Origin of the sequence: Propionicicella superfundia DSM 22317 (assembly GCF_000423465.1) — a bacterium.
Taxonomy (GTDB): domain Bacteria; phylum Actinomycetota; class Actinomycetes; order Propionibacteriales; family Propionibacteriaceae; genus Propionicicella; species Propionicicella superfundia.
In genome coordinates this window covers 1-13,413 of record NZ_KE384022.1, presented here as the reverse complement: position 1 = coordinate 13,413, position 13,413 = coordinate 1, and the positions used below count along the sequence as shown (strand labels likewise).

The 13,413-nt window shown below is 69.8% G+C and carries 15 protein-coding genes; 9 read left to right on the top strand and 6 right to left on the bottom strand.

Features of this window, described 5'->3' with window-relative positions:
* Positions 1-118: 118 nt before the first annotated feature.
* Genes G555_RS23420 through G555_RS21985 form a run of 3 tightly spaced genes read left to right on the top strand, consistent with a single transcriptional unit; the run spans position 119 to position 1,787 of the window.
* On the top strand, positions 119-259 hold the full coding sequence (locus tag G555_RS23420; protein WP_425413852.1) for a hypothetical protein: 141 nt from the start codon (positions 119-121) through the stop codon (positions 257-259).
* 54 nt (positions 260-313) lie between these two features.
* A complete protein-coding gene (locus G555_RS23415) occupies positions 314-766 on the top strand; it encodes an AAA family ATPase (RefSeq protein WP_425413849.1) in 453 nt (150 codons plus the stop codon).
* A 58-nt stretch (positions 767-824) separates the two neighbouring features.
* Positions 825-1,787 (top strand): ketopantoate reductase family protein, encoded by a 963-nt coding sequence (locus tag G555_RS21985; protein WP_036923129.1) that lies wholly within the window; start codon positions 825-827, stop codon positions 1,785-1,787.
* Between the two features lie 323 nt (positions 1,788-2,110).
* On the opposite strand, the gene G555_RS0113605 is transcribed toward G555_RS21985, so the two are convergent.
* Genes G555_RS0113605 through G555_RS0113580 form a run of 6 tightly spaced genes read right to left on the bottom strand, consistent with a single transcriptional unit; the run spans position 2,111 to position 9,884 of the window.
* Entirely contained in the window at positions 2,111-2,650 is a 540-nt protein-coding gene (locus G555_RS0113605; protein WP_028709281.1) for a hypothetical protein, read from the bottom strand.
* Positions 2,647-6,594: a type VII secretion protein EccC gene (locus G555_RS0113600; RefSeq protein WP_028709280.1), complete on the bottom strand. Its 3,948-nt coding sequence runs from the start codon at positions 6,592-6,594 to the stop codon at positions 2,647-2,649. The genes G555_RS0113605 and G555_RS0113600 overlap by 4 nt, the downstream gene beginning before the upstream one ends.
* Positions 6,591-7,310 (bottom strand): hypothetical protein, encoded by a 720-nt coding sequence (locus tag G555_RS0113595; protein ID WP_028709279.1) that lies wholly within the window; start codon positions 7,308-7,310, stop codon positions 6,591-6,593. Before G555_RS0113595 ends, G555_RS0113600 begins: the two co-directional genes overlap by 4 nt.
* Complete coding sequence (gene eccD, locus G555_RS0113590; protein ID WP_028709278.1) at positions 7,307-8,632, bottom strand: type VII secretion integral membrane protein EccD; 1,326 nt, start codon at positions 8,630-8,632, stop codon at positions 7,307-7,309. The genes G555_RS0113595 and eccD overlap by 4 nt, the downstream gene beginning before the upstream one ends.
* Entirely contained in the window at positions 8,632-9,156 is a 525-nt protein-coding gene (locus G555_RS20110; RefSeq protein ID WP_036923126.1) for a hypothetical protein, read from the bottom strand. Before G555_RS20110 ends, eccD begins: the two co-directional genes overlap by 1 nt.
* The gene (locus G555_RS0113580) at positions 9,153-9,884 is read right to left on the bottom strand and encodes an FHA domain-containing protein (RefSeq protein WP_028709277.1); all 732 of its coding nucleotides are present in this window, start codon (positions 9,882-9,884) and stop codon (positions 9,153-9,155) included. The genes G555_RS20110 and G555_RS0113580 overlap by 4 nt, the downstream gene beginning before the upstream one ends.
* A 155-nt stretch (positions 9,885-10,039) precedes the next feature.
* On the opposite strand from G555_RS0113580, the gene G555_RS0113575 reads away from it, so the two are divergent.
* The 6 genes from G555_RS0113575 to G555_RS20105 form a co-directional block, all read left to right on the top strand.
* The gene (locus G555_RS0113575; RefSeq protein WP_028709276.1) at positions 10,040-10,393 is read left to right on the top strand and encodes a hypothetical protein; all 354 of its coding nucleotides are present in this window, start codon (positions 10,040-10,042) and stop codon (positions 10,391-10,393) included.
* Positions 10,394-10,418: 25 nt separating this feature from the next.
* A complete protein-coding gene (locus G555_RS0113570; protein WP_028709275.1) occupies positions 10,419-10,733 on the top strand; it encodes a hypothetical protein in 315 nt (104 codons plus the stop codon).
* A complete protein-coding gene (locus G555_RS0113565) occupies positions 10,733-11,779 on the top strand; it encodes a DUF6177 family protein (RefSeq protein ID WP_028709274.1) in 1,047 nt (348 codons plus the stop codon). The genes G555_RS0113570 and G555_RS0113565 overlap by 1 nt, the downstream gene beginning before the upstream one ends.
* Before the next feature lies 1 nt (position 11,780).
* Positions 11,781-12,116, top strand: a complete 336-nt coding sequence (locus G555_RS0113560) for a hypothetical protein (RefSeq protein WP_028709273.1) — start codon at positions 11,781-11,783, stop codon at positions 12,114-12,116.
* Between the two features lie 24 nt (positions 12,117-12,140).
* Positions 12,141-12,512 (top strand): DUF6507 family protein, encoded by a 372-nt coding sequence (locus tag G555_RS0113555; RefSeq protein WP_156887570.1) that lies wholly within the window; start codon positions 12,141-12,143, stop codon positions 12,510-12,512.
* A 281-nt stretch (positions 12,513-12,793) separates the two neighbouring features.
* A partial coding sequence (locus G555_RS20105) for a hypothetical protein (RefSeq protein WP_156887433.1) occupies positions 12,794-13,413 on the top strand: 620 nt, incomplete at its 3' end.

Below are 13,413 nucleotides of genomic sequence, written 5' to 3'. Positions count from 1 at the left end.
GGCGTGGCTTGTGGAACCGGCGCACCCCAACGCGCAACGCCGAGCGCAGGCCGCTGGTCTCGACGCGGGTCAGGCGGAGGCTGCCGCAGCGGTCGCATCGACCGATCCGTTGGTCATCGTGGAAGGTGCTGCGGGCAGCGGGAAGCCGACCATGCTTGCCACCGCCATCGCCTCAGTGAATGAGCGGGGCGGTGCGGGTGGTTGCACCGACGAAGAAAGCCGCCGACGTCGCACACCAGGCTCTCGACGTTCCCGCTGATTCGGTTGCCGCGCTCGTGCACGCTCACGGGTACCAGTGGAACCGTGACGGCGTATGGACACGCCTCACACCCGGCGACGTCGACCCGGAGACGGGCCGCGTCTACACCGGCCCACCCGACGCCGCGCGGCTGCGGCGGGTGAGCGAGTCGTGGCGGACGAGGCCGGGATGCTCGACCAAGACAGCGCCCTCGCTCTGTTCACCGTCGCCGCCGAGAACGGCGCAACCCTCGCCTTGATCGGCGACCGTGCGCAACTGCCCGCAGTGGGCAGAGATGGAGTGCTCGACATGGCTGCAACCTTGCGGGGCCGTACCGTCGATATGAGCGAGGTGCACCCGAGACGCTGCGGGCGCTCACCCCGGTCGAGGCGGTCGAACGGATCGCGCAGACCCGTGCGGCCGGGGAAGCCCGCCGCGAGGCCGCCCGTATGCTCGCCGAGCGCGAACGCCAACTCCGCGTCTCCCGATCGCTCGACGGCACTCCCGGCCAGAGCGGGCCGAGCATAGGGCGGTGAGCCGTCCCGATCTGTGGGTGCCCTCAACGGCCGCATGGAAGAATGGGATCATGCGAGTGTTGATCGTGGGAGCCGGGACAATCGGACTGGCTTACGGGTGGATGCTCTCAGCTTGTCACGAAGTACAGTACCTTGTTCGCAGCGGCCGTGAGAGCTTCTACTCCCAGGCATTTGACTTGCAGGTACGAGACCTTCGCAAAGGGCATGGCAGTGGTCACTACAGCCACACCCCGGTTACCGTCACTTCAGTGGAGCCTGAACACTACGACGTGATTCTCGTGATGATTGACCAACTTCATTTGCGCGAGGTGCTGCCAGTGCTTAAACCGGCAGAAGGTAAATGTCAGATCGTGTTCATGTTGAACGATTGGGATCTTCGGCGCCAAGTTGAACAATACCTGTCGCGGGGGACGTATTTGGTCGGTTTCCCGTCCCAGGTTGGCGGTGGCCGTAGCGGCCACGAACTTAACGTCATCGTATTTGGAACCGGAACGATCCTAGAAGCCGGTTCTCGCGGACAGGAACTCCAGGCCACTCGCATATGTCGCGCATTCGAAGAGGCCGGACTCACTGTGAAGCGACAACGACGGATGCTTGACTGGCTCAAGGTCCACAACTTGCAGCAGTCGCTAACTGCGGCACCAGTGATCGAGGCAGGAAGCTACGAAGCCTTCACAGGAGACCGGCATGCCGTCGAGCGACTTGTGTGTGGGTTTCGGGAGGGGCTTGCTGTTTGCCGCGCCACAGGGACAAGCACGGCAGGGTTGTGGCCTGCGCCGCTGTTCGCGCTCCCGACCTCTATCCTTACTCGTGTTATGCAGTCGATGTTTCTCGACGATAACACGAAGATGATGGTAACCGAGCACATGAAGCATGGACTAGGCGAATGGATCGCGGGCTTCCGTGAAATCCTTGCCAGCGCCCGCAGCCACCAGCTCATTACACCAGTGCTCGATCACTACGAAAAAGTACTGCAAGAGCACGACTGGCCAGCTACGGTCGCCGACCAATAGATTTGCCTTCCGTCAGTAGGGAGCGCCGTTTTGGTTCCAGATTCTTGTCACTCTCTCTGGCGCAAGGGATGCCCAGGTAAGCGTCACCCAGGAAATCCAATATCCCCACCAAGTGAAAATGACTTCTACGCCTTGGAGGCGGGCAGTGCCACCCCATCGTCTGCTGAGCGTCGCCTCGACACTGTTGCTGTTTTCGTCGCTCAGCGTGATCCTCGACACGAACGTCTTGATCTGACCGCCCATCCCCCGACGATCAGGCGGGCCCCGCGGCGTTCACGACCTGATCATCGCGGCGCATGCCGCGCACACGACCCGCGGGCCGCTCACCGGTTGGCGTAGACGGCGCGCAGGATCGGAACCCAGCGCTGGTGCAGCACGGTCCGGGTGCGCGCCCGGAGGACCGGTGTGACGTCGGCGGCCGGGCCACCCGGGCCGAGGCTGGGATCGAACGGGATCCGGACCGCTTCCGGAGCCGCGAGCGGCGACGGGCGTCCGTAGGTTGCACAGAGCACGGGGATGGTGCGGCCGAAGCCGGTCTGCCCGAACCGTGCCGTGATGTCGGCGAGGGCGTCGTCCAGAGTCGCTGTTCCGTGCGGGGTGTGCGCGCCGACGAGGGCGAGTGTGCCCTGGCCGAGCGCCGCCGTGGCTTTCGCTGCCGTGTACCGCCCGCCGTCGACGAGCTCATCTGCGGATGCCTGCGTCGTCTGCGGCGGCTCGCCGAGGCGCTCGTTGAACGCGGCCGGGTCGTGGGCGATCAGGACAGGTATCCGGATGCCGTGTTCGGCCAGGAGATGCACGCTCAGGGCGGCGAGCGTGGTCGCCCCCGCTCCGCCGCACGTGCCGAGAAACGTCAGTGTGGTCACCGCGTCTTCTCCGTCCTGCCGGGCAGGTTCGCGACCTGGACGACGAACGGGGCATCGCCGCGTCGCGCGTAGCGACCACGGCCGGGTGGGAAGCGTTCGGGGTAGAGGCGAGGCAGGATCTGCCCCTCGGCGCGGTCGCCGGAAAGCACGAGGAGCGCGCCGCCGGTGTCGCGGATGCCCTGCAGGAACGGGGAGTACATGGCGCGTACGGACCCCGCGACCGGACGGGTCACGACCATGTGGAAGCGGCTGTCCCTCGCTGTGGGCAGATGGGGAGCGAGCGGGGCGAGGTGTTCGGTCCCGCCGGCGCTGATGATGTCGTGGTCGTCGACGAGCAGCACCACTCGCGGCACGTCGGCAAGCCCCGTCGCGTCCAGCTCCGGGCGCCTGGCGAGTTCGGTCGCGATGGAGGACGCGAGCCCGGCTGCCTGGGCTGCGGTCCGGGCGTGCGCGGCGAGGTACTCGTCGGGGACGATTCCGGCGAGGTGCCCGCGGGAGTCGACGACCGCGATCGCGAGCTCTTTCGGGGTGAAGCGTTGCATCAGCCCGGCGGCGATCATCCGCAGCGCGGTCGTCTTCCCCGCCCGGGCGTCGCCGAGCACGATCAGGTGCTGGTCGGAGTGCTGGAACTCCCAGAACGCCGGGCCCATGGTGTCCTGCCGGAGCCCGAACGGGACCGCGTCCGGCTCGTCCGCCGCGTCGGGCAGCGACTCCGGGGCCAGGTCCAGCGGGAGCAGTCGGATGGGGGCGGCCGCGGGCCCGGACCAGGAGGACGCGACCCGGCGGCCGAGCTGCTCGATCTCCTCGCCGAGCATGTCATCGTCGACCGTCTCCAGCACGGGAAGCGCGACCTGACCGAGGAGCCCGTTGTCGGCGAGTGCCCGTCCGGGGGTCCCGGGCCTGATGGTTCGCGCCAGGCCACGGTCGATCTGGGATTCGGTGGGGTCGTTGAGGCGGAGTTCGATCCTGGTTCCGAACAGGGATTGGTGGGCGATGCGCAGGTCGCTGAACCGCGACAGGGCGAGCACCACGTGCACGCCGACGTTCGCGGCGCGCATCATGATCTGGGTGAACGCGGCATCGAGGTCGTCGAACTCCTGCCTCAGAGTGCCGTACCCGTTGACGAGCACGATGACATCTGCCGCGTCCAGCCCCGGGAGCTCACCGTTCGCATGACGGGCACGCAAGTGGGTCATGGAGTCGATGCCGGCGTCCTTGATGACGCGCTCGCGGGTCGCGACCATGGCGGTGAGCTCTTCGACGAGGCGCCGTACCCGCGCCGGGTCGGAGCGGGCGGCGACCCCGCCGACATGCGGGAACGGCTCCAGTCGCCGCAACCCCCCGCCGGCGAGGTCCATCCCGTACAGGGCGATCTGGGCGGGCGTCTTGGTGAGGGCGACGGAGACGGCGATGGTGCGCAGCAAGGTGGTGCGCCCGGACTGCGGGCTGCCGATGATCGCGAGGTGCCCGCCTCCGCGCGTGAGGTCCAACAGCCAGGGCGACTGCGTCTGGTGGGCGGGGTCGTCGATCAGCCCGACCGGCACCGTCAGCGCCGCGGTGTTCTCGTCGCCGGCCGGATGGTCGCTGAGCACCTGTCCGAGGGAGAGCCTCTCCGGCAGCGGCGGCAGCCACACCGAGGAGACGGTGCGGTCGTCGGCACGCAGCCGGGTGACGGCTTCGTCGACGAGCACGCCGTCGGCCTGTGGCGCGGTCAGCAGTGGAGTCATCGCGCGGGGGGTTCCGGTGTCGTCGCCGGTGGCGATGCCGTTGTGTACAGGGATGCGGAACACCCGTCGTGGCTGCTCCTCGGCGATGATCTCGCCGCGGACAGGGATGGGACCGGAGACGTAGCCGGCGCGGAACCGCTGGTAGACGGAGGTGTCGACCTTCAGGTATCCGTACCCGGGCTGCGCCGGCAGGTGGTACGCGTCGGTCGTGCCGAGCACGACGTGCGACTCGCTCTCGCTGAACGTCCGTAGCCCCAGGCGGTAAGAGAGGTAGGTGTCCAGTCCGCGGAGCTTCCCGGCCTCGATGCGCTGGCTGGACAGCAACAGGTGAATGCCGATGGACCGTCCGATACGGCCGATCTGCAGGAACAGGTCGATGAACTCCGGCTCCGCCGTCAGCAGTTCTCCGAACTCGTCGATCACCAGGAACAGGTGCGGCAGCGGCGGCAGCTCCGGCCGTGTCGTGCGCAGTTCCCGGTAGTGCGTGATCGACGGCGACGAGTCCGCATCCTTGAGCATCTGCTGGCGGCGCACGACCTCACCCTGCAGGGACGCGCGGGCGCGGACGGTGAGCTGCGGGTCATCGGCCAGGTTGTCGATCAGTCCCGCCACATGCGGCAGCCCCTGGAACGGGGCGAACGCGGCCCCGCCCTTGTAGTCCACCAGGATGAGGCTGAGGTCCTCGGGCGGGTGGGAGAGGGCGAGGGCGAGCAGCAGGGTGCGCAGCATCTCGGACTTTCCCGATCCGGTCGCCCCGATGCAGATCCCGTGCGGTCCCATGCCCTCCTGCGCCGCCTCCTTCAGGTCGAGGAACACGGGCCGGCCGTGGTCGTCGACCGCGAACGGGACCCGCAGGAACGCGCTCGCCGGTCGCGGCACCCACAACCGGTCCGGGTCTATCCCGGTGACGTCCTCGATGCCGAGCAGGCTCGTGACATCGAAGGTCTCGGTCACCCCGTCCTCCGGACGCACCGCCTCGACCGTGCGGTAGGCGGCCATCGTCCGCGCGAGCGCCTCGAGCGCACCCGCCGACATCGCGTCCGGTGCGAACTCGATGTGCTCCGGGGCCGGGCCGGACGCGTGCGAGGTCAGCGTCGCGGTGCCCTCGCCGAGGGTGATCCGGAGGTCGACGTCGTCCGGTTCGTGGAGCCGGTCGGCGAGGAGGTGCACGACCGTGACGCCGAGATCTCGCACAGGCAGGTGCGGATCGGGGCTCCGCAACACGCTCGCAGCGCGCCCGTGATCGTCGGCGAACACCACCAGCCGGCCGTGCGGGTTCAGGGCCCGGCTGTGCCGCAGCATGCTCGTGGCCGTCGCGGCACGCGCGGCCAGGTCGAGCGCGAGGACGTCCGCGAGCTCGGCGAGGGAGCCGGCGACGCGGCGGGCCGGGACGGGGCCGTCGAACAGACCCGGATCCTGCACGTGTGGGAGCAGGTCGAACCCGGCCCACTCATCGGCCAGGTCCCTGTCGTAGGCGGCGGCGAGGGTGAGGTCGTCCGGAGTGTGCGCACAGGCGAGTTGCGCGATCAGTGAGCGGGCCACCTCCATGCCCCGGTCTCGGTCGCCGATGACCGAGACGACCGCAGCGTCCCGCACACCTGCGGCGACCGGCATCTGCGGCACGGTGCTGAAGGTGCGGGCGACGAGTTCGGCCTCGCGCTGGAGGAAGGGGTCCGCCGGATCCAGCGGCGACTCGCCGGCCGCGACCGTGAGCGGGAACCAGGGCAGGGCGGTCAGTCCGATGCGAGCGGTGAGGTAGTCGTCGTCGGTACGGCGGCGCTCCCAGCGCCGCGCGGGATCCCGCAGCACCCCGAGCAGACCCTGGGGGGCGGGGTGGACGGTCACGGCCTGCACCCGATCCTGTTCGCCGCGTTCGCGCAGTTCTCCCCGGAACCGTTCGAGGTAGTCCAGGTAGGCCTCACGTCGGTCGCGGGCCTGCCGTACGGCGCGTCCACGGGAGGAGAGCGCGAAACCGATCCCGCCGACCACCGCCACGACGAACACAACGGCGGCGAGCACGAGGAACAGCGGCTGCCCGTTGCGGAGCACGACCATCATCACCACCGAGGAGAGCGCCCCGATCAGCGGCAGCAGGGACTGCAACGGCATGCCCCCGGCCTGGGGCTCCAGCGCGGGCGGTGCCGGGATCAGCTCCGGCTCGGGGCGGACCGGCGGCGCGGTGACGCGGGTGGGCCTGCGAAACAGGACTCGGCTCATGCCGCACCCGCAGCCGCTCGGGCCTGGGTGGCGGCGCGAACGACCGCGGCGCCGAGCTGCGCGAGCGCGAGCGCCGACGCATCGCCGACGATCGCCTGGTCGATCCGCCTCGCGGTGAGGTCGAAGGGCAGCAGAAGCGCCGGGATCGGTATGGATGCGAGCATCCGGCGCGTGGCGATGGTGGGGCGGCCCCGCACAGCGGAGGCGACCAGGAGGGTCGGGGTTCCTGCGTGCTGGAGGACCGCTGCGGCGTCGAGCGTCCGCTGTACCGCGGCCCGTTCGGTCGTCGTGGCCAGGCACACCACGTGTGCGTACGCCGCCACCTGGGACATCTGTGTCAGGTGGAGCGCGCCCCAGTCGGTGATCGTCAGCTCGTGGGCACGGTGCAGGGTGTCGCAGTGCCCACGCCACGCATCGACCCCGGCGGGCCACACCGGCGCTGGTACCACGCAGGTCTCCACGCGCGGGTCCTGGGCTCGTTCGCCCCGACGCTCAGCCGCGGTGGCGTCGACGTGGAGCACCCCGCCGGCGCGGCGCGCGGCCAGGAGCATGGCGGTGCGGGTGGAGGCGGTCGTGCACCCGGTGCCGCCGGCCAGGGAGACGAAGGCGATGCGGCGGATCACCGGCAGCGGTGCCCGCAGGGCACGCTCGGCGGCTATCGCGGCGTCCTGGCAACCCTGTCCGAACAGACGCAGCGCGTGCGCGGGCCGGATCACGCGAACGCCCCGAGCAGGTCACCGAAGATGCCGAGCACCCCGAGCAGCGCCGGCACCATGGCGATCACCGACAGCGCCTCCGCCACCCCGAGCCCCCGGCGGATCCGGGCCTGCGCGGCGGCGGAGGAGCGCAGCAGCACCGCCACCACGAGCACCGCGCAGAGGAGGGCCGCGATGCCGGCACGCCATCCGGCCGGGACGGTGTCTGTGCTCCACAGCCACCACAGTGCGGGAAGCGCCCCTGCCGACAGGAGCGCGATGCGGGCGAGGGCGAGCGGGAACAGGCGAGCGCGGGCGAGGACGAACACGACGAGCGCCGCGGCGAGGCCCGGGCCCCACCCGTGCGTGTCGTCCCCGGCTCCGGAGGAGAGCAGCACAGTGGAGACGGCCAGCGGAGCCGTGAGGGCGAGCACGAGGGCGGTCTGAGCGGTGAACGCCTCCGTGATCGCGTCGGTCACGTCACGGCGGTTGATGGCGTCGCCGCCGGTCACGGTGTCGTCCAGACGCGCCACACCTGCCGCAGCGAGCGCGAACGACGGGGCAAGCCCCAGCAGCGCGGCGGCGATGATCCCGGCGCCGCCGGCGACCACGGGCACCGGCAGGTCGAACGCGGCCGCGAGCGCCCCCACCGCACCGGTGGCGACCGCGACGGCCGCGCCCGGGAGGATGCCGCGCCGCCGCCGGCCGACGCCGAAGACGAGCCCACAGCACGCCCATGCCAGGCCCCACGCCGCCGCGACAGTCACCGGCAGGGCGGAGCTCGGCTCCCAGGTCTCGGCGGCACGGTGCGCGAGCGGCAGGGCGGCTCCGGCGCTGAGAGCGAACAGACCGGCGGCCGCGGTGGTGCTCCCGCGCCGCGCCTCCACCGCGCCCCCGACCGCGGCCGCGACGAGCACCACGGCCAGCGGCGTGATGGACGAGGCGGGCGTGAGCGGAAGCAAGGTTCCCGCGGTGGCGGCGGTGAGCCCGATGGCGGTCGCCAACGCGATCGTGGTCAGGAGGGGCGTCCACCGATCGGTGCGGGTGACAGCGGCGGAGGCGACGGCTTCGGTGACCTCGGCCACGTCGGGGGGCTGCGGCATCTCGTCCGCCCGCCCGAGCCGGAGGACCACGCCGCTGTCGAGTTCCTGGTCGGCAAAGCTCGCACGCGGGTCCACCGGGACACCGAGGAGGCTGGTGAGCTCCAGCACGGAGCCTGCCGCGGCCGGTTCGTCCAGGAGCGCCACGATCTCGGGCAACAACTCCTCGACCGGGTGGTCGGCGGGGAGGGCGAGGTCGGCCTTGCGGCGGGTGCCGATCACGGTGACCCTCAGGTACGGCATCAACGGCCCCCTTCCTTCTCGGCGGCATCGACGACGTCCAGGGTGTCCGGGTCGATCGTGATGCCGGTCGCGGGGTCGGTGTAGTAGCCCGTCGCGGGATCGACATACCAACTCGTGCGCGGGTCGACGGTGCGTCCTTCCGGGTCCGTGGCCAGTCCGGTGGCGGGGTCGACGACGAACCCGGTGCGGGGGTCGATCAACCGCCCGGTGCGGGTCTCCCGCAGGTAGCCGGTGGCCTCGTCCTCGACGAGGCCGTCGCCCGGGCGGATGGGGTTCGCCGCGATCACCTGGCGGAACGCGGTGATCGCCGCGGTCTCCTTCTGCGTCTGGATGGTGTTCAGCACGAACCCGGTCCCCAGGCACACCGCGCAGGCCACCGCACCCAGGATCACCGACCCTGTGAGCCGTTTGAGGTTGGTGTTCACCGGGCGGCGGTCGGTCTGGGCCCCGTGGACGAAGGCCGCGTTGAGGCGGTCCCGGTGTGTGCGGGTGGACTCGATGAGGGTCTGGTCGTAGTCGATCACGACGCCTTCCCTTCCGAAGACTCCCGCACGCGTCGTTGCAGCAGCACCTGGCGATCACCGAGCAGCAGCGTCGATTCCCACGCCACCAGCGTCGGCTGCCGCGGCGGAAGCGGCGCGGTGTGGCCCAGCACCCACGTGCCGTTCGCGGAGCGCAGATCGGTGACCACCACTCCCTGCTCGGTGACCTGGGCGAGAAAGTGGGCTTTGGAGATCGTGCGGGTCAGGTCGGGGATCGCGACCAGCACGTGCCGGGAGTCCGGCGGCACGGTCGGGTCTCGGCCGATCACGGCCGCGTACGTGATGATGTGCGAGGTGCCGTCATCGACGACGAGCCGCAGGTGAGACCCCGCCATCGCCACCCGCGAAGCCGTGGGCGCGGCCTGGGCGGTGGCGACCGGGCGGGGGCGCAGCGCGAACGGATCCATCGTGCCGCCGCGGACCACGGTGGCACGGCGGGCATGGAACCGGAACGAGGGAAGCCCGGTGACCGCGTCGACCGTCCGTACTCGCAGCATCGTGTGGCCGAGGCTGCCGCCGTGGATTCCACGCCATCCGGCAAGCGCCGTTCCGGCTGTGAGCAGCACCGACACCGCCCACGGCCAGGCCGGCGACGGGGCGAGAAGCAGCGTCGTGAGCGCGGCCAGGGTCGCTGTGAGCACGTCGACCGCGGGCGAGGCGAACCTCGTCCAGCGATGGGGTGCGGCGGATGCGGAAGACACCTCTGCCATGCCGTGCAGCGTAGCTATCCACCCGGTCAGCGGGGAAAACACCGGCCGATGTGCCCGAGATGGCCACGGTGGTCGATGGCGCTCGGATCCGATGACACTGCCCGCCCGTACTATTCGGGATGACGTCGGTCGGTTTCGGAAGGGGCGCGTGAATCATGAAGTTCTCGATGGAGGAGCAGACCCTGGTTCGGCTGGGCCAGCGCACGCAGACGGAGTCGGAGGACCTGGGCACCCTGGTGCGTCAGCTCGTCGAGGCGGCCGAACCTCTGGAAGGGGTGTTCAACGGGCCCGCGCGTGCGAAGTTCAACGAGTTCAAGGCGAAGACCGATCAGATCGCTACCCAGTTGAACAACGCGCTCTCCGGGATCGTCGGGTCGATCCAGGGGCAGAACCTCGCGTTCGTCACCGCGGCGGAGGACGGCGCGGCCGCGCACAACACCGCGCAGGGCTCGTCCGATTTCAGCAGCGAGACCGTCCTGGCCCGCATCTCCGGCCAAGCCACCGCCTGAACACCGACCACAGAAGGACTTGACGATGAGCGGGTACTCGAACCAGCAGGATCGCAACGACTACAGCGTCGGCGCGTCGCAGGCCGCGCAGGCCAACTTCGAACAGGCAGCCGCCCGTCTGGAGGCGGCGTTGCAGCGCCGAGACCAGGACGTGAAGGCCGCCCTCGCGGACTACCAGGCCGACGGGGTTTCCGAGGAGTATGCGGGCCTCGAGCAGCAGTGGACCGATGCCGGCACCCAGGTGCGGCAGGTCATCACCACGATCCGCGGCGCGCTGGAACAGAACGACGACATCGCTCTCAGCGCCCTGCAGAAGGCGCGGGCGGCGCTTCCTCTCTGATGGTCGCCGCCGTCCATCCACTCGCGGATGAGTGGACGGATGAGTACGCCCTCCGCGTGGTCGATCACGACCGGGTGGTGTACTCCCGTCCGTTGTGGCATTTCCTGGGCGACTGCCGAGCCTCCAGGACACGTCCCGTGCTGCTCACCGGCCCGGGCGCGACGATCAGCCCGCATCTGTATGCGGCGATGGCCGAAAGCGGCGCGATGTGGGCGTTCCGCGACGAACAGGGCGTCTTCGACGCCCGGTCCGGTCAGGCTGTCCGTGCGATACCGGAGCTTTGGGCCAGAAGGGTCGGCGGGCCGGGCCACGCGCCGGTCAACACCGACTCGCCTGTGGTGCCTGCGGTGTTCTTCGACATCTACGCCGGTGACCGCGCCACCGACGACACCGTCGTCGGGCCTCTCGCCGACCATGCGGTCTCGTTGCTCGGCGGGAGCCGGCTGGTGCGGTTCGGACGGGACGAACCTCTCACTTCCGGGTGGGGTCACCGTGCCCTGACCGTGCTGGCGCAGCAGCAGATGCCGGCCGCCGACCCGATTCTCGCTGCGACAGATGCCGGCGCGTGGGCGTCGCTGACGGTGGCGCGCACCCGTGACGGCCTGATCGAGCGCGTCCACGGCGGTGTCCCGCTGCCCCACCTGGCGCGGCTGCCCCGCGCGCAGTTGCGGGAGCGTGTGATGCCCCAGGTGACCCACATGCTCGCCGGTCTCGTGAGCGGGTTCCGGCCGCGGGTCGCGCTGGTCACGACCGGGATGCTGCACCAGGTCGACGGCCGGTACGGGTACCGGGCAGGGGCGTGGCCGGTGGACGCGCCGGTCGCGGTGCTGATCGGACCGCGCGCGGTGCGAACCCTCCGCCTGGACGCCGCCGGACTGTCCCAGCGACACGACGTGACGGTGCTGGGCCCCGGCCGGGTGCCCAGCGTCCTCGTGCGCATGAGCGGGAGCGACCCCTTGTGGGCGCAACTGCGGGCGTTCGCGTTCGACCTCGACCAGGAACGCCTCGGTGCGCTGCTGGCCACCGAGCTTCAGGGGTGGTCCTGACATGGCCCAGGAGCTTGTACTGCTCAGTGACATCCCGCTCACCTTGGACCTCATGGCGCAGGTCGCCCGCAGGGTCATCCCCGACGGGACGGGCGTGTCGTATCGGGGTGGGGAGATCACTCAGTTCGTCGGCACCGGCGGGAGGCCGGTGCTGACCGTGTTCGATCCGGTCCCGGTGCATGCCCCGGACGACGCGGCGGCCCTGTTGCAGGACCCGCCCGCATCCTTCGGCCTGTGGACGGAGATCACCCTCCCGTTCGGGTCGGGTGTCACGGGGCGAGAGCTCGCAGAGGCGTTCGCCGACGCGGTGGGCGGTGTCGTGAAGGAGAAACGATGACGGTCACACGGAAGGACGACGGCGATGTCTGAATGGCGGATGGAGGCGGCGTCCGTGTCGGCCACACTGACGAAGACCGGAACCGCCTACGAGGCGTTGCTGGGGGTGGTGACCGAGCAGACCGTCACGGACATCTTCGACGGGCTCACCTGGGGTGGTGGCGTCACCCAGTGCGTGTCCGTCGCGGTGAACGAGGTTCTCGCCGAGCAGCAGAACGTGAACCTCCGAAACATTGCGAACCATATCGCGGCGGGTATCGCCGGGGTCGGGAACTCCGCTCGGCAGCTCCAGGCCGGGAACGAGGAGATGGCGACGACGTTCCAGACCGAGATGTTCACCGCCGCCACGAGCGGTGACTTCAGCTATTTCGATGAGCACGGGTATCGGGCGGGGTAGCGGGTATGTCGAGTCCGGTCGATGAGGGTGTGTGTGTTGCGGATGGTGGGTTGATCAATCCGGCTGCGTTTCCTTTCAGGTCTGCTGATCTTGATACGTCTTTGATCACGGGTAGTGCGGGCGATGTGGTGGGGCTCGGTGAGGGTGTGGCTGGTGCGGCGGGGGATGCGCAGTCGGCGTGGAGGGGTTTGCAGGCTCCGGGGGTGTTCGAGTCTCCGGATGGGGAGGCTGTGTATGGGTTGATGGGTCCGGCGGTGTCTGGTGCGGCGGTGATGAGCGGGGTGACGACGCGTGTGGGTGCTGCGCTTGAGACGTATGCGGCCGCGTTGGATGGGATCAAGCCGACTCTTGCCGAGTTCGAGGAGCGTGCGGTCGCGTTCCGGACCGAGGCGCTCGCCGGGTATCAGGTGACGAATCTTGAGGCGTACGGGAGCTTCACGTTCACGAGCTACTGGGAGTCGGGTGCCCATGGGCAGGAGCAGTTGGCGGGGACGAGTATGGATCCGCACGCGTACACCACGATCCCGTGGAACGAGCATGGACCGGCGGTGGAGAAGAACGCGTCGTTGCTGGGCGAGTTGAACCGGATCATCGAGTCGGTGTCGACGGCGGCGGCGACGTGTGCGAACACGATCCAGGCCGAGTTGACCACGGTGTGTGCTGTCCCTGCGCAGGCGATCACGGCTGCGGCGTTGGATGCGAATCCGGATGTGTCGTCGTGGGGGCGGCCGGTGGAGGAGAGCCGGAATTGCACGGAGTCTGTCGGGCACGGGCTCGGGAACTTCTGGGAGGGGACCTGGACCGGCGCGGCGTCCTTGATCGGCCGTGATCCGGAGAGTGGCGACTGGAGTTGGGGTGTTGCCGGCCGGTCGTGGCTGGGGGTTGGTGATTTCGCGTTGTC

Coding starts and splice junctions, on each gene's coding strand:
- G555_RS23415 (WP_425413849.1), top strand. CDS start 314: ATGGACACGCCTCACACCCGGCGACGTCGACCCGGAGACGGGCCGCGT.
- G555_RS21985 (WP_036923129.1), top strand. CDS start 825: ATGCGAGTGTTGATCGTGGGAGCCGGGACAATCGGACTGGCTTACGGG.
- G555_RS0113600 (WP_028709280.1), bottom strand. CDS start 6,594: ATGAGCCGAGTCCTGTTTCGCAGGCCCACCCGCGTCACCGCGCCGCCG.
- eccD (WP_028709278.1), bottom strand. CDS start 8,632: ATGCCGTACCTGAGGGTCACCGTGATCGGCACCCGCCGCAAGGCCGAC.
- G555_RS0113580 (WP_028709277.1), bottom strand. CDS start 9,884: ATGGCAGAGGTGTCTTCCGCATCCGCCGCACCCCATCGCTGGACGAGG.
- G555_RS0113575 (WP_028709276.1), top strand. CDS start 10,040: ATGAAGTTCTCGATGGAGGAGCAGACCCTGGTTCGGCTGGGCCAGCGC.
- G555_RS0113570 (WP_028709275.1), top strand. CDS start 10,419: ATGAGCGGGTACTCGAACCAGCAGGATCGCAACGACTACAGCGTCGGC.
- G555_RS0113565 (WP_028709274.1), top strand. CDS start 10,733: ATGGTCGCCGCCGTCCATCCACTCGCGGATGAGTGGACGGATGAGTAC.
- G555_RS0113560 (WP_028709273.1), top strand. CDS start 11,781: ATGGCCCAGGAGCTTGTACTGCTCAGTGACATCCCGCTCACCTTGGAC.
- G555_RS0113555 (WP_156887570.1), top strand. CDS start 12,141: ATGTCTGAATGGCGGATGGAGGCGGCGTCCGTGTCGGCCACACTGACG.